The organism is Kocuria rosea (assembly GCF_006094695.1).
GTDB classification, from domain to species: Bacteria; Actinomycetota; Actinomycetes; order Actinomycetales; family Micrococcaceae; genus Kocuria; species Kocuria rosea.
Genome location: NZ_CP035103.1, coordinates 3651060 through 3671728, shown reverse-complemented (window position 1 = coordinate 3671728; position 20669 = coordinate 3651060). Strand labels below are relative to the sequence as shown.

The window sequence follows — 20669 nt, the reverse complement described above, 5'->3', positions numbered from 1 at the left end:
CCCGTCGTCCGGAAGGACCCCCATGCAAGTGCTCGTCCTGCCCACGGCCGGCGACGTCGACGCGCGCGCGGCGGACCTCGTCGCCGAGCAGGTCTCGCGCCGGCCGGACACCGTGCTGGGCGTGGCCACGGGCTCGTCCCCCCTGGGGGCCTACCGGGAGCTCGCCCGCCGCCAGGCCCACGGTCTGCTGGACCTCACGCGGCTCCGCTGCTTCGCCCTCGACGAGTACGTCGGGCTGCCCTCCGGGCACCCGGCCGGCTACGCCGCCGTCCTGGAGCGCGAGCTCGCCCGGCCCTTCGGCCTGCCCCCTTCCCGGGTGCAGGTCCCGGACGGCTCCCGGGGCGACCTCGGAGCGGCCTGCCGCGACTACGAGGAGGCCGTCGCCCGCGCCGGCGGCATCGACCTCCAGATCCTGGGCATCGGCGCCAACGGCCACATCGGCTTCAACGAACCGGGGTCCTCGCTGTCCTCCCGCACCCGGGTCAAGGCGCTGTCCGCGCGGACCCGTGCCGACAACGCCCGGTTCTTCGAGGCCCCCGACCACGTCCCCACCCACTGCGTGACCCAGGGGCTGGGCACGATACTCGACGCCCGCCGGGTGCTGCTCGTCGCCCAGGGCGAGCGCAAGGCCGCCGCGGTGGCCGCAGCCGTGGAGGGGCCCGTGTCCGCGATGTGCCCGGCGTCCGTCCTGCAGTTCCACCGGGCGGTCACGGTCGTGGTGGACGAGGCGGCGGCGAGCCGGCTCGTCCTGACCGACTACTACCGGTTCGTGGCCGAGGCCGAGCACCGGCTGCCCCGGGAGGAGGGATGACGTTCCGCCTCGCGGACCACTGGGTCTGGGACAGCTGGCTGGCCGACGACGGACAGGACTACCACCTGTTCTTCCTGCGGGCCAGCCGCGCCCTGCGGGACCCCGACCGGCGTCACCGCCGGGCCTCGATCGGGCACGCCGTCTCGGCCGACCTGGAGAACTGGACCCTCCTGCCGGACGCCCTCGTGGCCGGCGACGAACCGTCGTGGGACGACATGGCGACCTGGACGGGCAGCACCGTCCAGGGCCACGACGGCCGCTGGCACCTCTTCTACACCGGTGTCAGCCGCGCCGAGGACGGGCTGCGGCAGCGCATCGGATCGGCCGTCTCGGACGACCTGATCAGCTGGGAACGCACCGGTGCGGGCCCGCTCGAGGCGGACCCCCGCTGGTACGAGAAGCTCGGGGAGGGCACGTGGCCGGACGAGGCGTGGCGGGACCCCTTCGTCTTCTACGACGACGACAGCCGGCAGTGGCAGATGCTCGTGACGGCACGGGCCGCCACGGGGGACCCGGACGCCCGCGGCGTGGTCGGCCACGCCGTGAGCGACGACCTGGAGCACTGGACGGTCCGCCCCCCGCTGACCGCGCCCGCCGGCTTCGGGGAGATGGAGGTCGTCCAGTCCCAGGTCGTGGACGGGACCGCAGTGCTCATCTTCTCCTGCCTCCCGCGGCTGGCGCCCGGTATCCCGTTCTCGGAGACGAGCACCGGGACCTGGATCGCCCCCGGCGCCGGCCGGCTCGGGCCGTGGGAGCTCGAACGGAGCTCCAGCTTCTTCGTGCCCGGCGTCTACGCCGCCCAGCTGGTCCGCAGACGCGACGGCCAGTGGATCGTCTTCGGCTTCCAGAACGGGGTGGACGGCAGCTTCGTCGGCGAGATCGCGAGCCCGGTGCCCCTGGCGGACCTGCTGACGGAGGGGCGGCTCTTCCCCGTCCACGAACGACCACCCATCCCCACCCCCTGCACAAGGAGCACCTCATGATGAAGAAGCTGATGGCCGTGGGATCCGCGGCCGCCCTGCTCGTGACCGCCGGCGCGCTCGGCGCGTCCCCCGCCGCGGCGGCCCCGGGCCACGGCCCGGACCGCAGCACCGACCTCCGCGTCATGTCCTTCAACATCCACCACGGCGCGGACGGGGACGACGTGCTGGACCTCGAGCGCACCGCCGCCGTGATCGAGGCGTCGGGCGCGGAGGTGATCGGGCTGCAGGAGGTCGACGACGCCTGGTCCTCGCGCAGCGACTTCGAGGACCAGGCGGCCCGCCTCGCGGAGCTCCTGGACATGCACTACGTCTACGGCGCGAACCTGGACGCAGCGCCCGCCGAGGGGCGGACCGAGAACAGTCGGTACGGCAATGCGATCCTCAGCGAGCACCCGATCATCGACTCCGAGAACCATCTGCTGACCAGCATCGAGTACGCGGAGCAGCCCACCGAGCAGCGCGGTCTGCTGGAGGCGGTGATCAACGTGAAGGGTCACCACGTCGGGTTCTACAGCACCCACCTCGACCACCAGCGCGCCGAGCAGCGCGAGCTGCAGGCCCGGGAGATCCTGCAGATCACCGGCGAGAGCTCGCGCCCGGCGGTGGTCGTCGGGGACCTCAACGCCGAACCCGACGCCCCGGAGCTGCAGGGCTTGTTCGAGGTGTTCACGGACGTCTTCGCGGCCCTGGGCCAGGACGACGCCTACACCTTCGCTCCCGACGGCGCCCCGGTCGAGGACGCCGGCCTGCGGATCGACTACGTCCTCGTGTCCGAGGACGTGCGGCCGCGGGCCGCGCACGTGGTGCGCACCTCCGCGTCGGACCACCTGCCGATCGTCGCCGACCTCGCGATCCCGCGGTCCCCGAACGGGCTGGTCCGGTAGCCCCCCCGCCGGTTCGACGTCCCGCACCACCGGAAGGAGGAGAGGCCCTTGGTCACCGAGGACTCCCCGCGCAGGACGGTCCTCTCGGGCCGCGTGCACACGGGGCACACCGAGCACCCGGACGGTCTCGTGGTCGTCGAGGGGGATCGCGTCGTCCACGCCGGGCCGCGGTCCGGCCACCCCGGTGGCGACCCGGGGGAGCACCACGTCCTGGGCCCCGGGCAGACGGTGCTGCCGGGACTCGTGGACGTGCACTGCCACGGTGGTTTCGGCGCGGACTTCTCCTCCTCGGCGGAGGAGGAGATCCGCGCCACCCTCGAGCACGTCCACCGCCAGGGCACCACGACGCTCGTGGCCAGCCTGGTCACGGCCTCACGGGAGGACCTGCTGGGCGCCGTGCCGCTGCTGGCGGCGCTCACCGGGGAGGGGCTGATCGCCGGGATCCACCTCGAGGGCCCGTTCCTGTCCACGGCCCGGTGCGGGGCGCAGGACCCCGCATGGATGCTGGAACCGGACCTCGGGCTGGCCGCCGACCTCGTCGCCGCCGCGGCGGGGACGCTCCGGACGATGACCTTCGCCCCGGAGCTGCCCGGTTCCCGGGACCTGGCCGAGCTGCTCGTCGACCACGGCGTAGTCCCCTCCCTCGGGCACACCGACGCGGACACCGCGACCGTCGACGACGCGCTGCGCCACCTGCAGGGCCTGCTCCGCGATGCCCCCGGGGACGGCCCGCCCCGCTCGCCCACGGTGACGCACCTGTTCAACGCCATGCCCGCCATCCACCACCGGTCGCCCGGGCCGGTGCCGGCCTGTCTGCGCGCCGCGGCGCAGGGCCGGGCCGTCGTCGAGCTCATCGCGGACGGCACCCACCTGGACCCCGGCATCGTGCGGTGGGCGTTCGAGCTGGCCGGCGCGGACAGCATCGCGCTGGTCACCGACGGGATGGCCGCGACCGGGCTGACGGACGGCACCTACACGCTCGGTGCGGCGGAGGTGCGGGTGCAGGACGGGGTGGCCTCCCTGGTCTCCAACGGCTCGATCGCCGGAGGCACGGCCACGATGCTGGAGGTCCTGCGCCGGACGGTCGCGGCGGGTGTCCCCCTCGGGGACGCGCTGCGCTCGGCCACCGTGGTCCCGGCCCGCGTCCTGGGCCTGGCCGGGGAGGCCGGGAGCCTGACGGCGGGCGCGCTCGCGGACCTCCTGGTCGTGGGGGGAGGACCTCCGGCTGGAGGCCGTCATGCGCCGGGGCGAGTGGATCTCCGGGGACCCACCCCGCTGAGTCGGCCCCGGCGGCGCCGAGGTCGCAGCCGACGGCCACGCAGCCGGGCGCGGTGGCCGTCGGCTGCGACCTCGCGGGGCAGAGGCGGGGCGCGGGCGCAGGTGGGTAACGATCCCCCGGGCGGCTCCTGTGGGCCCCGGGGGCGCGGCGTACCCTGGCCGTGTCGGAAGGAGCCCGTCATGACACAGCGCAACGAAGCGTGGCCCGCCGGAACCCCCTGCTGGGCCGATCTGACCGCGTCCGATCCGGGCCGCACGCAGGACTTCTACCGTGCGGTGCTCGGCTGGGAGTACGACGAGCCGCGGCCGGAGCACGGCGGGTACCGCAACGCCCTGGTCGGCGGGAGACCCGTGGCCGGGCTCTCCCCGGCGGCCCCGGACCTGACGGGCGTCCCGCACGTGTGGCAGGTCTACCTCGCCTCGGACCGGATCGACCTCTGCGCCGAGCGGGTCCTCGCCGCGGGCGGCACCCAGCTGATGGAGCCGGTGGAGGTGGGCGGGGCCGGCCGGATGGGCGTCTGGCAGGATCCCACCGGGGCGTCCTTCGGGATGTGGCAGGCCGGGGAGCACATCGGCTTCGCCGTGCTCGACGTGCCCGGCAGCGTCGCCTGGTGCGACCTCATGACCCCCGACCACCACACCGCCCGCGACTTCTACGCCCACGTCTTCGGCTACCACTACGAGGACATCGGCGAGGACGGCGTCGCCTACGCCACGTTCACGGTGCCGCACGGGGACCGCCCGGCCGGCGGCATCGGCGGGACCGACCCCGCGGCGGAGAACGCTCCCGCGGTCTGGTCGGTCTGCTTCCAGGTCGACGACGTCGACGCGGCCGTCCAGCGGGTGCGCGACGCCGGCGGAGCGGTCATGGAGGACCCCTTCGACTTCGCGTACGGGCGGCTGGCGGTCGTGGCCGGCCCGGACCGGGAGTCCTTCGCGATCATGACCCCGGGGGAGCCGATGTAGGTCGTCGGCGCGCCCCGCTCCGCCCCCTGCGGGACCGTGGCGGAGCGTGCGCGGGCGGTCCGTGATCCCGGTCACCCGGCGGTAGCATGGTGATCCAGCGGACATCCACCCACCTCCCCAGAGATCGGAGCGACATGAACTCCATCGTCCTCGCCGTGGTCGGTGTGGCCATGATGATCCTCGGGTACATCCTGTACTCGAAGTTCGTGGCCCGCCGGATCTACCAGCTCCAGGACTCCTTCGTCACCCCCGCCCACGAGCTCGGCGACGGCGTGGACTACGTCCCCACCAACAAGTACGTGCTGTGGGGCCACCACTTCACCTCCGTGGCCGGTGCGGCCCCCATCGTCGGCCCCGCCATCGCCGTCATCTGGGGCTGGGTGCCCGCCTTCCTCTGGGTGACCCTCGGCACCGTCTTCTTCGCCGGCGTGCACGACCTCGGCGCCCTGTGGGCGTCCAACCGGCACCGTGGCAAGTCCATCGGCTCGCTGTCCGGGCAGTACATCGGCCACCGCGGCCGCAACCTGTTCCTGGTCGTGATCTTCCTCGTGCTGCTCATGGTCAACGCCGCGTTCGCCGTGGTGATCTCCAACCTGCTGGTCGGCACCCCCACCTCGGTCATCCCCACGTGGGGCGCCATCGTGGTAGCGCTGCTCATCGGCCAGGCGGTCTACCGCTACAAGTGGAACCTCGCCGTCGTGTCCGTGGTCGGCGTCGTGGCGCTCTACGCCCTCATCCTGCTCGGCGACCGCTTCCCGGTGGTCCTGCCGGAGACGGTCCTGGGCCTGCCGGCCAACGCGTTCTGGATCGTGGTGCTCTTCGTCTACGCGGGCATCGCGTCCGTGCTGCCCGTGTGGATGCTGCTGCAGCCGCGCGACTACATCAACGGCCTCCAGCTGTTCATCGCCCTGGGCATCCTCTACGGCGCCGTCCTGATCTCCGCCCCGACCGTGGTGGCGCCCGCGTTCAACACCTCCGTGCCCGAGGGCACGCCGAGCATCGTGCCGCTGCTGTTCGTGACCATCGCCTGCGGCGCGATCTCCGGGTTCCACGGGATCGTGGCCTCGGGCACGTCCTCCAAGCAGCTGGACAAGGAGACGGACGCCCGCTTCGTCGGCTACTTCGGCGCCGTGGGCGAGGGCCTGCTGGCACTCGGCGCGATCATCGCGACCACCGCCGGGTTCCGCACCCTCGCCGACTGGGAGGCCGTGTACAGCGCGTTCGGCCAGGGCGGCGTGGCCGCGTTCGTCCAGGGCGGCGCCTCGGTCGTCAACTCCGGGCTGGGCATCCCGCCGTCGCTGAGCGCGACCATCCTCGCCACGATGGCCGTGCTCTTCGCGGCCACCACGATGGACACCGGCATCCGCCTGCAGCGCTTCGTGGTGCAGGAGGCCGGGCACATCATGGGCGTCAGCATCGGCAAGGTGGTCTCCACCCTCATCGTCCTCGCGGTGGCCATGGGGCTGACCTTCAGCGCCGGCGCGGACGGCTCCGGCGGCATGCTGATCTGGCCGCTGTTCGGCACCTCCAACCAGCTGCTGGCCGGTCTGACGCTGTCGATGATCGCGGTGATCCTGCTGCGCAAGGGCCGCCCGGTCCTGCCCGTGCTGGTGCCGCTGGTGTTCCTGCTGGTGATGTCCGTCTACGCGCTGATCGTGCAGCTGGGGCAGTTCTGGGCCGCCGAGAACTGGTTCCTGCTCGTGCTCGACGTGATCATCCTGATCGCGGCCCTGTGGGTCATCGTGGAGTCCGTGGCCGCCATGAACGCGGCCCGGAAGAGCCCGCCCGAGCTGGACGAGGAGACCGTCAGCACCTCGGCCGGGGAGAACCGCTCCCTGTGAGCCGGTGAGGGCCCTCGACCGGCTGCGCTCCGTGCAGGCCCGCCTCGGTGCGGGCCTGCACGAGTTCTACGTGGCGCCCTACCGGCGCACCTTCGCCCGCGCCCAGCGCGACGAGGAGGACCTGTTCATGATGCTGGTCCTCTCCGAGGCCCTGGGCGTGCCCAACCCCGCCAGCTACTACACCGTGGAGCTGCTGCCCGTGGTCTACGACCGGTTCCACGACTGGCACCGGCGGATGGGCATGGAGCGCTCGCCCCTGGAGCACATCTCATGCTGCTAGAGCTCGCCGCCGCCCGCCGGGTCCTGTTCGTGGGCGGCAAGGGCGGCGTCGGCAAGACCGCCGTCGCCTCCGCCACCGCCCTCGCCCAGGCCCGCGCCGGCCGCCGGGTGCTCGTCGTCTCGACCGACCCCGCCCACAACCTCGGGCACCTGTGGGAGCGCCCGGTGGGTGACCGGATCACCCCGCTGGCCCGCGATCTCGGCGGCGGCGCCCTCGACGGCATCGAGGTGGACCCGGTCGCCACGACCGACGCCCACCTCGCCGCCGTGGGCGCCACCATCCGCCGGCTGATGCCCGAGCACCTCGCCGCCGAGGTCGACAAGCACATGGAGCTCGCCCGGGACTCGCCCGGCACCCACGAGTCGGCGGTGCTCGAGCGGATCGCGGAGCTCGTGGACACGGGCCTGGACGACTACGACCTCATCGTCTTCGACACCGCACCCTCCGGGCACACCGCCCGGCTCATGGCCCTGCCCGAGATCATGTCCGCCTGGACCGAGGGGCTGCTGCGGCGCCGCGGGAGGGCGGAGAAGTTCGGGGCCGCCCTGCGCGGCCTCGAGGACCGGGACGCCGCGAGCGAGAGCATCGTGGGCACCGGCCGGCCCCGGGACCCCCGCGAGGAGCGGGACCTCGAGATCCGGCGGATCCTGCTGCGCCGCCGCGAGCGCTTCGAGGCCCTGCGCGAGGTGCTGGTGGACGCCGAGCGCTGCAGCTTCGTCATCGTCCTCGCGGCCGAACGGCTGCCCGTCCTCGAGACCGCGGAGCTGCACGAGCAGCTGGTCCGCGCCGGCGTGCACGTGGGGGCCCTCGTGGTCAACAAGCGCTCCCCGGCGGACGCCGGGGACTTCCTCGCCGAGCGCCGCGCGCTGGAGGAGGTGCACGTCGCCACCCTGCGCGGCGCCCTCCCGGGCGTCCCGCTGCTGCAGGTCCCCCTGCTGCCGGGGGACGTCGTGGGCCAGGATGCGCTCGAGCGGTTCGGGGCCGCGCTCGCCCAGGCTGATCCCAGGGCCCCATGACACGCTGACGCGCATGACCTCCACCGCGGACCGTCCGGACACCGGGCGACGACGACGGGCCCCCGTCGACCTCGGCCCCTGGATCCTCGCGGGCGTCGCCGCGACCGCGCTCGCCGTGGGCCTGGCCGAGCTGCTCGCCTGGGTGACCGGGCCGGTCGGCGCGCCCCTCACGGCGGTGGGCGGGGTGATCGTGGACGCGGTCCCGGCGCCGGTCAAGGACGCGGCGATCGCCCTGTTCGGCACCGCGGACAAGCTCGTGCTGCTGCTCGTCATGGCCGCCGGACTCGTGGCGGTCGGCACGGGCATCGGGGCGGCCCAGCGCGCCAACCCGCCGATGGGCACGGTGCTGCTCGGCGTGCTGGGGCTCCTCGGGCTGCTGGCGGTGCTGACGCGGGCGGGGCCGACCGTGGCGGACACGGTCCCCGTCGTCGTCGGCACGGGGGCAGGGGCACTCTTCCTGACGGTGCTCACCCGCCGCACCGCTCCGTCCGCACAGCCCGGCGCCGCCCTCGACCGCCGCGGCTTCGTCCGGGTCTCCGCGGCCGCCGCCGTGCTGGGCGCCGCCGCCGGTGTCGCAGGACGCTGGGCGGCCGCGGCCGCGGCCCGGGCGCCCGCCGCCCGGGACCTGCTGCGGATCCCCGCCCCCGCCGTGCGGGACCCGGTCCCCGCCGGGGCCGACCTCGGCGTGGCGGACGTGGAGCCCTGGCTCACGCCCGCCGACGACTTCTACCGCATCGACACGGCCCTGTCCGTGCCGCGCATCGACGTGGACGCGTGGGAGCTGCGCATCCACGGCATGGTGGAGCGCGAGCTGACGCTGCGCTTCGACGACCTCACGGCCCGGCCGCTCCTCGAGCGGATCGTGACGCTGGCGTGCGTGTCCAACCCCGTGGGCGGCGACCTCGTGGGCAACGCGGTGTGGACCGGCGTGCCGATCCGGGACCTGCTCGCCGAGGCCGGGCCCTCCGCCGAGGCGGACATGGTGCTCTCGACCTCCGAGGACGGGTTCACGGCGAGCACCCCGCTCGAGGCCCTGACCGACCCCGGCCGGGACTCCCTGCTCGCGGTGACCATGAACGGGGAGCCGCTGCCGTTCGAGCACGGGTACCCCGTGCGGATGGTCGTGCCGGGGCTCTACGGCTACGTCTCGGCGACCAAGTGGGTCGTGGACCTCGAGGTCACCCGCTTCGACCGGGCGGAGGCGTACTGGACCTCGCGCGGCTGGACGGCCCGGGGACCGATCAAGATGTCCTCCCGCATCGAGGTGCCGGCCGAGGGCGGGCGCACGGAGGCCGGGCCCGCGGTCCTCGCCGGCACGGCCTGGGCCCAGCACACCGGGATCGCCGCCGTGCAGGTCAGCGTGGACGGGGGGCCGTGGCAGGACGCCGAGCTGGGCTCCGTGGGCACGGACGACACCTGGCGGCAGTGGGTCCTGCGCGCCGACCTCCCGGGCGGCCGGCACACCGCGCGGGTGCGGGCCGTGGACCGGGACGGGACCGTCCAGACCGCCGAGCAGGCCCCGCCCGCCCCGGACGGCGCCTCCGGGTGGCACGAGCGGACCTTCACCGTGGCCTGACCGGCCCGTCCTGCGCTCCCTCCGCGCCGACCGCCGGGTCAGGGGCGGTGGTCGGAGGCCGGGGCCGGGCCGGTGGAGGAGCGGGCGACGAAGTGGGCCGGGAAGAGCTCGTTCGACGGTTCGCGGCTCCCTCCGGCCAGGTGCTCGAGGAGCCGCTCCACAGCGCGGGTGCCCTGCTGCCGGGCGTGCTGGTCCAGGGTCGTCAGGCCGAAGGCCTCCCCGATGGGGTGGGCGTCGACGCCGATGACGGACAGGTCCCCGGGCACGGTGAGCCCGAGGTCCCGCGCCGCCAGGATCGTCCCGGCCGCCATCTCGTCGGACGAGGCGAAGATGGCGGTCGGGCGGTCGGCGGGGTCCGCCAGGAGATTCTTGGCCTGCTGGTACGCGTCGGTGAACGTGTAGTCCGCGACGAGCGACCACGCGGGTTCCACGGCCAGCCCGGCGTCCGCCATCGCCTGCTCCCAGCCGTCCCGGCGGTCGCTGGACATGGGGAAGTAGCGACTGCCCTCCTCGGCCCCGCCGAGGTGCGCGATCCGCCGGTGGCCCAGCCCGATGAGGTGCTGCGTCGCGCGGCGCCCGACGTCGAGGTCGTCGATGCTGATGGTGGGCGCCCCCACCAGCGGGCCCCCGACCCCGACGAGGGGGATGCCGGCGGCGAACATCTGCTCCGTCTCCGCCGGGTCCAGGTGCAGGGACACCGCCACGGCCGCGTCCAGGCGCTTGCGCAGCAGGAAGTCGGTCAGCACGGTCTCCCGGTAGCGGTCCCCCTCGAAGTTGTAGAGGGTCAGGTCGTACCCGGCCTCCATGAGCGCGCCGGCCACTCCTTCGAGGACGGTGGAGAAGTACCACCGGTCGACGTGGGGGAGGACCACCCCGATGTTGCGGCTCCGGCCGCTCGCCAGGCTCGAGGCGTGGTAGGACACGACGAAGCCCAGCTCCTGCGCCGCCTCGCGGACCCGGGCCCGGGCGCGGGGCGAGACGTGCCCCTTGCCGCTGAGCGCGCGGGAGACGGTCGCGGTGGACACGCCCGCCCGCGCGGCGACGTCCTGGAGCCGGGGTGGGTTCATCGTCCGGTCGTGCCGGGGTCCTCCGTCTGCAGCCATGCGCACTCCTCCGGGTCCAGGATATGCGGCGCGGAGGCCGGGGACCCGCTGCGGAGCAGGACCGGCAGGTCCGGCAGCTCGACCGGGGCGGAGCCCGTGTTCAGCAGCACCAGGACGCCGTTGTTGACGAGCCCGAGACACTCCGGGCCCGTGAGGTCCTCCGCCCACGCGAGCGAGCCCGAGCCGAGCCCGTGCTCGCGCCGCAGCGCCAGCGCGGAGCGGTAGAGGGACAGCGTGGACGCCGGGTCGTGGCGCTGCGCCTCGCGCGAGAGCTCCGCCCAGCCCTGGGGCTGCGGGAGCCAGGCCTCGCCCGTGGCGCTGTAGCCCAGGGACGCCCCGGTGCTGGTCCAGGGCAGCGGCACCCGGCAGCCGTCACGGCCGAGCCGGCTCCCGCCGGTCCGGTGGTAGGTCGGGTCCTGGCGGACGTCGTGGGGGAGGGTCGTGTGGTCCGGCAGGCCCAGCTCCTCCCCCTGGTACAGGTACACGCCGCCCGGCAGGCCGAGCATGAGCAGGGACGCGGCACGTGCCCGCCGCGTGCCCAGCACGTGGTCCGGCTGCTCGTCCTCGGGCCCGCGGCCGTCACCCGGGCGCGGGGAGTCCGCGGTCAGCGCCAGGCGGGTCGGGTGCCGCACGACGTCGTGGTTGGACAGCACCCAGGTGGTGGGGGCCCCGACCGCGTCGAACGCCTCGAGGGAGGAGGTGATGATCCGGCGCAGCTCCGCGGCGTCCCACGGCGCCGCCAGGTAGGAGAAGTTGAACGTCTGGTGCATCTGGTCGGGGCGCACCCAGTCGGCCAGGCGGTCCAGCGGGTCCACGCTCGCCTCGGCGCAGAGGATCCGCTCGCCGTCGTACTCCGCGAGCACCTCGCGCCAGCGCCGGTAGATGTCGTGGATCTGCGGCTGCCCGAACATCGGGGCGTCGGTGAACGGGTAGCCCGGGATGCTCCCCCCGTCGGCCCGCCCGTCCCAGTCCGGGAGGCCCTCCGCCTTGATGAGCGCGTGCGCCACGTCCACCCGGAAGCCGGCGACGCCGCGGTCGAGCCAGAAGCACAGCACCCGCTCGAACTCCTGGCGGACCAGCTCGTTGTCCCAGTTGAAGTCGGGCTGCGACGAGTCGAACAGGTGGAGGTACCACTGGCCGGGCTGCCCGTCGGACTCGGTCACCCGGGTCCAGGCCGGGCCCCCGAAGTGGGACTGCCAGTTGTTGGGGGGCAGCTGCCCGGACGCGCCGCGGCCGTCCCGGAAGACGAACAGGTCGCGCTCCGGGGCGTCGGGACCCGCCGCGAGGGCCTGCCGGAACAGGACGTGCTCCTGCGAGCAGTGGTTGGGCACGAGGTCGATGATCACCCGGATCGACAGGGCGTCCGCGGCCGAGACCAGTGCGTCGAAGTCCGCGAGGGTGCCGAAGGAGGGGTCGACGTCGCAGTAGTCGCTCACGTCGTAGCCGCCGTCGAGCTGCGGGGAGGGATAGAAGGGGGAGAGCCAGATCGCGTCGATGTCCAGCTCCGCCAGCTGTCCCAGCTCGGCGGTGATGCCGGCGAGGTCGCCGACACCGTCCCCGTCGAGGTCCCGGAACGAGCGGGGATACACCTGGTAGATCACCGAGGAGCGCCACCACTTCGGCTCCTGGTCGCGGTCGTGGACGGGTGTGAGGCGCAGGGACTGCAGCGCACCGTAGGTCGTGGACATGCGGTCCATCGTAGAGCGGATCCCCACAGACTGGAAGCGCTATCACATCGAGTGCATTGGCAAGGCGGGTGCTGTATCGGGTGTGGACAGCCGTGGTGGTAACGCTTACAGTAGTGAGCCAACTCACCTCCCGGGTGAAGCCCCCGGCGGCAGCAGCCCCACCGACCCGCACCACCCCCGCAGACCGACGGCCGTCGCGACCGCGCGACCACGGAAGACATCGAGGAACCCCACCATGAAACACCTCCACCGGGCGGCCTGCGCCGTCGGTGCCGTGCTCCTGCTCGCGGGGTGCTCGTCGGCGCCCACGGCCGGGGTCGCCGGCCTGGCCGGCGGGCCGGGCAGCATCAAGATCCAGGCGGGATCCGACGAGATCCCCGCCCTCCAGCAGATCGCCGAGGAATTCACCGCCGACACCGGGGTGGAGGTGGAGTTCGTCCAGCGGGAGATCAACGCGCAGGCGATCTCCAACTTCATCTCCCAGTCGCCCACGGGGCAGGCCCCCGACATCATCGTCTCGCCGCACGACAACCTCGGGCAGCTGGCGTCCAACGGCGTCGTCGTCCCCGTGGAGATGGGGGACCGGGCGGAGGACTTCACCGAGAACGCCCGGGAGGCCGTGGTCTACGACGGGGTGAGCTACGGGGTGCCGTACGCGATCGAGAACGTGGCGATGCTGCGCAACAACGAGCTCGCCGCCCAGGACCCCGCCACGTTCGACGAGCTACGGGCGATCGGTCACCGGCTCATGGAGGAGCGGGGCATCGAGTACCCCTTCACGGTGAGCCAGTCGCCCGAGGCCGGCGACCCGTACCATCTCTACGCCCTGCAGACCTCGTTCGGGGCCGAGGTGTTCGAGCGCACCGCGGAGGGGGAGTACACCGGCAACCTCACCATGGGGGGCGAGGACGGCAACGAGTTCGCCCGCTACCTGCAGGAGCTCGGAGCCTCCGGGGACCTGCGCACCTCCATGACCCCGGACATCGCCAAGGAGTCCTTCCTCAACGGCGAGTCCGCCTTCCACCTGGGCGGCCCGTGGGAGCTGACCGATGTCGAGGCCGCCGGGATGGACGTGAGCGTCCTGCCCGTGCCCCCGGCCGGGGGCGAGGAGGCCCGCCCGTTCGTGGGCGTCCAGGCGTTCTTCGTCAACGCCAACGCGCAGAACCCGATGGCGGCCCAGGACTTCGCCGCCAACTACCTCACCCGCCCCGAGGCGCAGACGGCCATGTACGAGAGCACGGGCCGGCCCCCCGCCAGCCAGGTGGCCGTCGACCGCATGCAGGGCGACCCGCTGCGCTCCGCCTACGCGGAGATCGCCGAGACGGGTCTGCCCATGCCGGCCATCCCCGAGATGGGCGCGGTGTGGAGCTTCTGGGGCACGACGCAGAACGCCGTCGTGGACGGCCGCGGGGACCCCGTGGAGCTGTGGAACCGCATGATCGACAATATCGAAGGACAGATCTGATGAGCACGCGCACCCCCATCCGGGGCGGGACCGCCGCCCCCGGAGCGACCGGCGGGGGCGCCGGCCTCGGCGCCCCCCTCGAGCTCCAGCACGCCCATTCCCGCGGATTCGGCGTGGGCTTCGTGGTCAAACTGGTCCTGATGGCGCTGATCAACGCGTTCGGCCTCTTCGGCATCCTGGCGGCCTGGGCCGCCGGCAGCTGGGGCATCCTGGCCTTCCTCGTCGTCGCCCTGATCGCAGCCGATCTCGTGTACTTCCTGCCGACCAGGAAGCTGCTGCCCGCGAAGTACCTGTTCCCCGGGCTGATCTTCCTGCTGGTGTTCCAGATCTTCGTGCTGATCTACACCGCCGCCACGGCGTTCACGAACTACGGCGACGGCCACAACGCCACGAAGGACGCGGCGATCACGCAGCTCACCACCACGTACGAGCAGAGGATCGAGGGCTCCGGGGCCTACCCGGTCACGGTGCTCGAGGGCGCCGACGGCCTGGCCCTGGCCACGGTGCGCGACGGCCAGGTGCTCGTGGGCACCACCGGCGAGCCGCTCGCGCCGCTCGAGGGGGCGACCGCCGCCGACGGGCGCGTCGCTGAGGCGCCCGGCTACGAGATCCTCGACTACGGGGGCGTCGTGGCGGCCGCCGGCGAGCTGGCGGACCTGCGGGTGCCCGTGGGCGAGCAGGAGGCCGAGGGCGTGCTGCGCACCGACGACGGCCGGACGGCCTACGCCTACGAGCCCACGCTCGTGCACGACGAGGCGGCCGACGCCATGGTCGCCGACGACGGCACCGTGTACGCGAACAACGGCGAGGGCGCGTTCGTCAGCGCCGACGGCGAGGCCCTGCGACCGGGCTGGCGGGTCTTCGTGGGCCTGGACAACTTCGGGGCGATCTTCGACCCGGAGGTCCTGGGCGGCCCGTTCGTCTCCGTGACCCTGTGGACCTTCGCCTTCGCGATCCTCTCGGTGGCGCTGACCTTCTTCCTGGGGCTGCTCCTGGCGATCCTGTTCAACGACGAGAAGCTGAGGTTCCGCAACGTCTACCGGGCCGTCATCTTCCTGCCGTACGCCTTCCCCGCCTTCCTGTCCATCCTGATCTGGGCCGGTCTGCTCAACGCGGACTTCGGCTTCGTCAACCAGGTCCTGCTGGGCGGCGCCGGGGTGCCCTGGCTCGAGAACCCCTGGCTGGCCAAGCTCTCGCTGCTGCTGGTCAACCTCTGGCTGGGCTTCCCGTACATGTTCCTCGTGACCACCGGCGCCCTGCAGGCCATCCCGGGAGAGCTCTACGAGTCGGCCGAGATGGACGGTGCGGGGCCGGTGCGCCAGTTCGGGGCGATCACCCTGCCCATGCTCATGGTGGCCGTGGGCCCGCTGCTCATCGCGTCCTTCGCCATGAACTTCAACAACTTCAACGTGATCTACCTGCTCACCGGCGGCGGTCCCCAGGACCTGGAGTCCACCACCGGGGTGGGCGCCACGGACATCCTCATCTCGTTCGTCTACAAGATCGCGTTCGCCGGCGGCACCAACGACTACGGTCTGGCCTCCGCCCTGTCCATCCTCATCTTCATCATGGTGGCCGTCATCTCCGCGCTGACGTTCCGCCGCAGCAAGGCTCTCGAGGAGATCAGCTGACATGTCCACTCCCACCGCACCCACCCCGGGCGACCGCCCCGGCCCCGACGGCACGGACCGCGCCCCCTGGGCCGCCGCCGCGGCCGCGCCGTCCGCCGGAACCCCGACCACCCTCCAGCCGACGGACACGCTGCGGCCTCCCGGCGCCGCACCCGGGGCTCCCCGGCCCCGCCGGCGCCGCCGCTCCGCCCGCGGCGGGTGGAAGCACCTCGCCGCGATCGCCGCGTGCGTCTTCGCCCTCTTCCCGCTGGTCTACGCCTTCTCGGCCTCGCTGTCCGCCTCGGGCTCCCTGCTCGGGTCCAACCAGCTGTTCTCGGACGTCACCGGCGCCAACTACACCAACCTGCTCAACGACCCGCAGAACCCCTACCTGACCTGGTTCGGGAACTCGCTGTTCGTCTCGGTCACCACGGCCGTGGGCACCGTGCTCATGGGTGCGGCCGCCGCCTACGCGTTCTCCCGGTTCCGCTTCCGCTCCCGCAAGGGCGGGCTGCTGGCACTGCTGGTCATCCAGATGTTCCCGCAGCTGCTGGCGTTCGTGGCGATCTTCCTGCTGCTGTTCGCGATCTCCGGGGTCTACCCGTTCATGGGCCTGAACTCCCGGCTGGGACTGGTGGCCGTCTACCTGGGCGGGGCGCTGGGCGCCAACACGTTCCTGATGTACGGCTTCTTCAACACCATCCCCAAGGACCTCGACGAGGCCGCGGAGATCGACGGCGCCTCGCACGCCCAGATCTACTGGACGATGATCCTGCCGCTGGTGACCCCCATCCTCGTGGTGGTCGGGATGCTGTCCTTCATCGCGTCCTTCTCGGACTTCCTGCTGGCCCAGATCGTGCTCCAGGACCCGGACAAGTACACGCTGGCCGTGGGGCTGTATCAGTTCGTCTCCGTGCAGTTCGGGGAGAACTGGGGCGTCTTCACCGCCGGGGCGATCCTGGCGGCGATCCCGGTGGTCGCGCTGTTCCTGTTCCTCCAGCGCTACATCGTCTCCGGGCTCACCGGCGGCGCCGTGAAGGGCTGACCACCCGCCCGCCACCTGCGCCGCACCCACCGGTCCGGCCCGGGGGACGGGCCCTGTCATGATGGGGCGGGACGGGCGACGGACAGAACGGGAGGTGGCACGCGGTGACGCTGGTGGACAACGTGGTGTACGTGGAGGGCCGGCGCACGTCGACCCCGGAGGACCTCGACGAGACCTACGCGGCGCTGCGCGGGCGCGGCGGGATGGCCTGGATCGGTCTCTACCGCCCCGAGCCGGCCGAGGTGCAGTCCGTGGCCGCGGAGTTCCGGCTGCACGACCTCGCGGTGGAGGACGCCCTGAAGGGCCACCAGCGCGCCAAGCTGGAGCGTTTCGGGGACACCCTCTTCGTGGTGCTGCGCCCGGCCCGCTACCTGGACGACGTGGAGAAGGTCGAGTTCGGGGAGCTGCACGTGTTCGTGGGCCGCGACTTCGTGGTCACGGTCCGCCACGCCGAGTCCCCTGACCTGGCCGCGGTCCGGCGCCGGCTGGAGGCCGCGCCGGAGCTGCTGGGCACGGGCCCGCAGGCGGTGCTGTACGGGATCCTGGACGAAGTGGTCGACGGCTACGCCCCCGTGGTCGCGGGACTCGAGAACGACATCGACGAGATCGAGGACGAGATCTTCGGCGCAGACCGGGACGTCTCCCGCCGCGTCTACGAGCTCTCCCGGGAGGTCATCGAGTTCCAGCGCGCCGTCCACCCGCTGGTGGCCATGCTGGAGGCCCTGCAGCACGGGGCGGAGAAGTACGGGCTCGACCTCGAGCTGCAGCAGCGGCTGCGGGACGTGCAGGACCACGCCATCCGGGTGGCCGAGCGCGCGGACGCGTTCCGGGTGCTCCTGCAGAACGCCCTCACGGTGCACGCGACCCTGGTGGGCCAGCGGCAGAACGACGAGATGCAGCGGCTCACCGAGTCGGCCCTGGCGCAGAGCGAGGAGGTCAAGCGGATCTCCTCCTGGGCCGCGATCCTCTTCGCCCCGACCCTGGTGGGCACGGTGTACGGGATGAACTTCGAGCACATGCCCGAGCTCGCGTGGACGCTGGGCTACCCGCTCGCGCTGCTGGCCATGCTGGGCATGGGGGTGGCCCTCTACGGGGTGTTCAAGTGGAAGCGGTGGCTCTGAGCGTCACCGGGCGACCTCCGCGGCGACCCTCCCGGCGACCTTCCCGGCGACCTTCCCGGTGGGCCCCTCAGATGCTGTTGCGCATCGCCCGGATCCCCACGGTCAGCCCCAGCGCGGCCAGCACGACCGCCGCGAGGGCCCCGGCGGCCACGGCCGGATCACCGAACTGGCCGTTGAACAGGGCCCGCTCGGCGTCGACCATGTAGGTGAGCGGGTTGAACCGCGAGAGCACCTGCATCCACCCCGGACCGGCCTCGAGCGGCAGGAGCATCCCGGAGAGCAGCATGAGCGGGAACAGCAGCCCCTGCTGCACGGTCCAGAACATCCAGTCCCGGTTCCGGGAGACGATGGCGAGGGCGTAGCTCAGCGCCCCGAGCCCCACCCCGAAGACCGCGAGGATCGCCAGGCCCACCACCATGCCGGGCAGGGACGGGCGGAAGCCGAAGAACGCGGCCACCCCGGAGAGCACCAGGGCCTGCAGGACCAGCGGCACCATCTCCTTGCACGCGCGCCCCACCATGAGCGCGGAGCGGGTCACCGGCGCCACGAGCATCCGCTCGTGCGCCCCGGACTGGATCTCGAACAGCAGGTTCGAGCCGGTCATCGCGGTGCCGAACAGCGCGATCATCACCACGATGCCCGGCACGAACCACTGGAACGCCTGGTCGAGGGGCCGCCCGGTCATCCCGCCCAGGAGCGGGCCGAAGAAGGCCAGGAACATCAGCGGCTGCATGAGCGAGAACACCAGGCTGAAGGGATCCCGGACCACGGGCCGGAGCTCGCGGACGAAGACGCTGACGGAGTCGTGGACGATCCCTGCCGGGCGGGCCCGGTCGGTGCCGCCGGGGGACTCGCGGGTGGTCGGAACGGCGGTCATCGGGGTGCTCCCACGCTCGTGGCCTCGGCGGCCGGGTCGGTCTCGGACGCGTCGGCCCGCTCCTCGCGCAGGCTCCGGCCGGTGAGCCGGAGGAAGACGTCGTCGAGGGTCGGGCGGGTCAGCTCGGCGGTCCGCACGGCGTGGCCGGCCCGGTCGAGCTCGCGCAGCAGGGCGGGCAGCACGCGCTCGCCGTGCTCGACCGCGACGACCACGCGGGTGCCCTCCCCGGCGGGACCGCCTCCGGCTCGGCGCCGCCCCGCCGCGGCGGCCGCGCGCCGGACGGCCGCCGCGGCGGCGGGCGGGTCGGCGTCCAGGGTGAGGGCGATCCGGTCGCCGGCCAGGTCCGTCTTGAGCCGGGACGCGGTGTCGTCGGCGATGATCCGTCCCCGGTCCACGACCATGACCCGCTCGGCGAACTGGTCGGCCTCGTCGAGGTAGTGGGTGGTGAGGAACAGCGTGGTCCCGTAGCGGCGGCGCAGCTCGAGGATGTGCTCCCACAGGTGCGCGCGGGACTGGGGGTCCAGCCCGGTCGTGGGCTCGTCGAGGAAGAGCAGCTGGGGGCCGGGGATCAGTCCCAGGGCGATGTCCACGCGGCGGCGCTGGCCGCCGGAGAGCTTCATCGTGGGCCGGCGGACGAGGTCGCCGAGGCCGAGCGCCTCCACGAGCTCGTCCACGCGGCGCCGCGTCTCCGCCCGGCTCAGCCCGTACAGGGCGCCCTGGCTGAGCAGCTCGTCGCGGACCCGCTGGTACTGCCCGGCCCCGTTCTTCTGCCCGATGTAGCCGATGCGGGCGCGCACCTCGGCCGGCTGCCGGGCGACGTCGAACCCGCACACGGTGGCGGTGCCGCCGGTGGGCCGCAGCAGCGTGGTGAGCATGCGCAGCGAGGTCGACTTGCCCGCGCCGTTGGGCCCGAGGAACGCGGTCAGCGTGCCGGGCGCCACGTCCATGGTCAGGTCGGCCACCGCTTCGACGGTCCGGCCGCCGGGCCCGCGGAAGCTCTTGCTCAGCCCGCGGGCGCTGATGATGGGTGGGGTGCTCATGGGTCCACGGTAGAGCGCATTCAGGCCACCAGCTGTCCGCAGGGGGGCATAGATTGCGGGTCATGTCCGATCCGACGTCGCGGGTGCTCCGGCTGCTGTCCCTGCTGCAGACCCACCGCTACTGGTCCGGGCCCGAGCTCGCCGAGCGGCTGACGGTCTCCGAGCGGACGCTGCGCCGGGACATCGACCGGCTGCGCGAGCTCGGCTACGAGGTCACGGCCCGCCCCGGCACGGCGGGCGGGTACCAGCTCGCCGGCGGCACCAGCATCCCGCCGCTGCTGCTCGACGACGACGAGGCCGTGGCCATCGCCGTGGGGCTGCGCACCGCCGCGGTGCACGGCGTCGGCGACGGCGAGCAGACGTCGCTGAGCGCCTTGGCCAAGGTCCAGCAGGTGCTGCCGCGGCACCTGCGCCGCCGGGTCGCCGCGCTGCAGGCGCACACCGTCCCGGTGGCCCGCACGGACGCGCACGTGGCCACCGAGGTCCTCGCCCAGCTCGCCCTGGCCTGCCGCGACCACGAGCGGGTGCGCTTCCGCTACGTCGATCGGCAGGGCCGGGAGAGCGCCCGGCTGGTCGAGCCGCACTCCCTGGTCCCGCGGGACCGGTGGTGGTACCTCGTGGCCTGGGACGCCGACCGCGCCGACTGGCGCACGTTCCGCATCGACCGGCTGCGGAGGCTGGCGGGCACCGCCGTGCGCGTCGCGCCGCGGGAGCTGCCCGCCGCGGACGCCGCCGAGTTCGTCCTGGCCGCCCACGGCGCGGACGCCGCGCGGCACGAGCTGACGGTGCGGATGACCGTGGGCCTGGACCGGGTCCGGGAGCACTTCGGGCCGTGGGCGGCCACGGCGGTGCAGGGTCCCGGGGACACCGTCGACTGGACCGTCACCGGCGGCTCCGTCCCGGAGCTGCTGATGGCGCTGCCCTGGATCCCGGCGGACGTGCCGTGGCGGCTGCTGTGCTCGGACGAGGTGGCCGAGGCCGTGCGCGGGTTCCGGGACCGCCTCGGCGACGCCCTGGACGGCCCGTCGCCCCCTGACTCCAGCGGGCCGGGGGCGGAGGCGGGGGAACCCAGCCCTTAGAGTCGT

17 protein-coding genes are annotated in these 20669 nt (G+C 73.2%); 13 read left to right on the top strand and 4 right to left on the bottom strand.

The genetic code is table 11. The features are described from left to right. Positions 1-22: 22 nt before the first annotated feature. From nagB to EQG70_RS16680, 8 genes are all read left to right on the top strand, one after another. A complete protein-coding gene (gene nagB / locus EQG70_RS16720; RefSeq protein WP_031283062.1) occupies positions 23-811 on the top strand; it encodes a glucosamine-6-phosphate deaminase in 789 nt (262 codons plus the stop codon). Next, positions 808-1794: a family 43 glycosylhydrolase gene (locus tag EQG70_RS16715; protein WP_109268396.1), complete on the top strand. Its 987-nt coding sequence runs from the start codon at positions 808-810 to the stop codon at positions 1792-1794. The genes nagB and EQG70_RS16715 overlap by 4 nt, the downstream gene beginning before the upstream one ends. Further along, positions 1791-2678 carry an endonuclease/exonuclease/phosphatase family protein gene (locus EQG70_RS16710; protein WP_109268395.1) on the top strand — a complete coding sequence of 296 codons (888 nt, stop codon included), beginning with the start codon at positions 1791-1793 and terminating at the stop codon, positions 2676-2678. The genes EQG70_RS16715 and EQG70_RS16710 overlap by 4 nt, the downstream gene beginning before the upstream one ends. Positions 2679-2726: 48 nt before the next feature. Next, positions 2727-4922 (top strand): N-acetylglucosamine-6-phosphate deacetylase, encoded by a 2196-nt coding sequence (gene nagA / locus EQG70_RS18645; RefSeq protein ID WP_244296584.1) that lies wholly within the window; start codon positions 2727-2729, stop codon positions 4920-4922. A gap of 134 nt (positions 4923-5056) precedes the next feature. After that, positions 5057-6763 (top strand): carbon starvation CstA family protein, encoded by a 1707-nt coding sequence (locus tag EQG70_RS16695; RefSeq protein WP_095650208.1) that lies wholly within the window; start codon positions 5057-5059, stop codon positions 6761-6763. A gap of 4 nt (positions 6764-6767) precedes the next feature. Next, positions 6768-7043, top strand: coding sequence for a cory-CC-star protein (locus tag EQG70_RS16690; protein ID WP_052132674.1), 276 nt, complete (start codon positions 6768-6770; stop codon positions 7041-7043). Beyond that, a complete protein-coding gene (locus tag EQG70_RS16685) occupies positions 7034-8059 on the top strand; it encodes an ArsA family ATPase (protein ID WP_109268394.1) in 1026 nt (341 codons plus the stop codon). Before EQG70_RS16690 ends, EQG70_RS16685 begins: the two co-directional genes overlap by 10 nt. Before the next feature lie 13 nt (positions 8060-8072). Further along, complete coding sequence (locus EQG70_RS16680; protein ID WP_109268393.1) at positions 8073-9635, top strand: molybdopterin-dependent oxidoreductase; 1563 nt, start codon at positions 8073-8075, stop codon at positions 9633-9635. A 38-nt stretch (positions 9636-9673) separates the two neighbouring features. Here the strand turns inward: EQG70_RS16680 and EQG70_RS16675 are convergent, their stop codons facing one another. After that, complete coding sequence (locus tag EQG70_RS16675; RefSeq protein ID WP_244296583.1) at positions 9674-10738, bottom strand: LacI family DNA-binding transcriptional regulator; 1065 nt, start codon at positions 10736-10738, stop codon at positions 9674-9676. After that, positions 10699-12426 carry a glycoside hydrolase family 13 protein gene (locus tag EQG70_RS16670; protein ID WP_109268391.1) on the bottom strand — a complete coding sequence of 576 codons (1728 nt, stop codon included), beginning with the start codon at positions 12424-12426 and terminating at the stop codon, positions 10699-10701. Before EQG70_RS16670 ends, EQG70_RS16675 begins: the two co-directional genes overlap by 40 nt. A gap of 235 nt (positions 12427-12661) precedes the next feature. Here EQG70_RS16670 and EQG70_RS16665 point away from each other — a divergent pair, with 235 nt between their 5' ends. The 4 genes from EQG70_RS16665 to EQG70_RS16650 all read left to right on the top strand — a co-directional run bounded on the left by EQG70_RS16665 (position 12662) and on the right by EQG70_RS16650 (position 17667). Further along, positions 12662-13891 carry a sugar ABC transporter substrate-binding protein gene (locus EQG70_RS16665; RefSeq protein WP_109268390.1) on the top strand — a complete coding sequence of 410 codons (1230 nt, stop codon included), beginning with the start codon at positions 12662-12664 and terminating at the stop codon, positions 13889-13891. Beyond that, on the top strand, positions 13891-15522 hold the full coding sequence (locus tag EQG70_RS16660; protein ID WP_017833563.1) for an ABC transporter permease subunit: 1632 nt from the start codon (positions 13891-13893) through the stop codon (positions 15520-15522). The genes EQG70_RS16665 and EQG70_RS16660 overlap by 1 nt, the downstream gene beginning before the upstream one ends. Before the next feature lies 1 nt (position 15523). Then, a complete protein-coding gene (locus tag EQG70_RS16655) occupies positions 15524-16546 on the top strand; it encodes a sugar ABC transporter permease (RefSeq protein ID WP_017833562.1) in 1023 nt (340 codons plus the stop codon). Positions 16547-16650: 104 nt separating this feature from the next. After that, a complete protein-coding gene (locus EQG70_RS16650; RefSeq protein WP_017833561.1) occupies positions 16651-17667 on the top strand; it encodes a magnesium and cobalt transport protein CorA in 1017 nt (338 codons plus the stop codon). A gap of 67 nt (positions 17668-17734) precedes the next feature. Here the strand turns inward: EQG70_RS16650 and EQG70_RS16645 are convergent, their stop codons facing one another. After that, entirely contained in the window at positions 17735-18544 is an 810-nt protein-coding gene (locus tag EQG70_RS16645) for an ABC transporter permease (protein ID WP_017833560.1), read from the bottom strand. Beyond that, entirely contained in the window at positions 18541-19584 is a 1044-nt protein-coding gene (locus EQG70_RS16640) for an ABC transporter ATP-binding protein (RefSeq protein WP_208746222.1), read from the bottom strand. Before EQG70_RS16640 ends, EQG70_RS16645 begins: the two co-directional genes overlap by 4 nt. A 62-nt stretch (positions 19585-19646) precedes the next feature. On the opposite strand from EQG70_RS16640, the gene EQG70_RS16635 reads away from it, so the two are divergent. Next, the gene (locus EQG70_RS16635) at positions 19647-20663 is read left to right on the top strand and encodes a helix-turn-helix transcriptional regulator (RefSeq protein ID WP_017833558.1); all 1017 of its coding nucleotides are present in this window, start codon (positions 19647-19649) and stop codon (positions 20661-20663) included. Positions 20664-20669 lie beyond the last annotated feature (6 nt).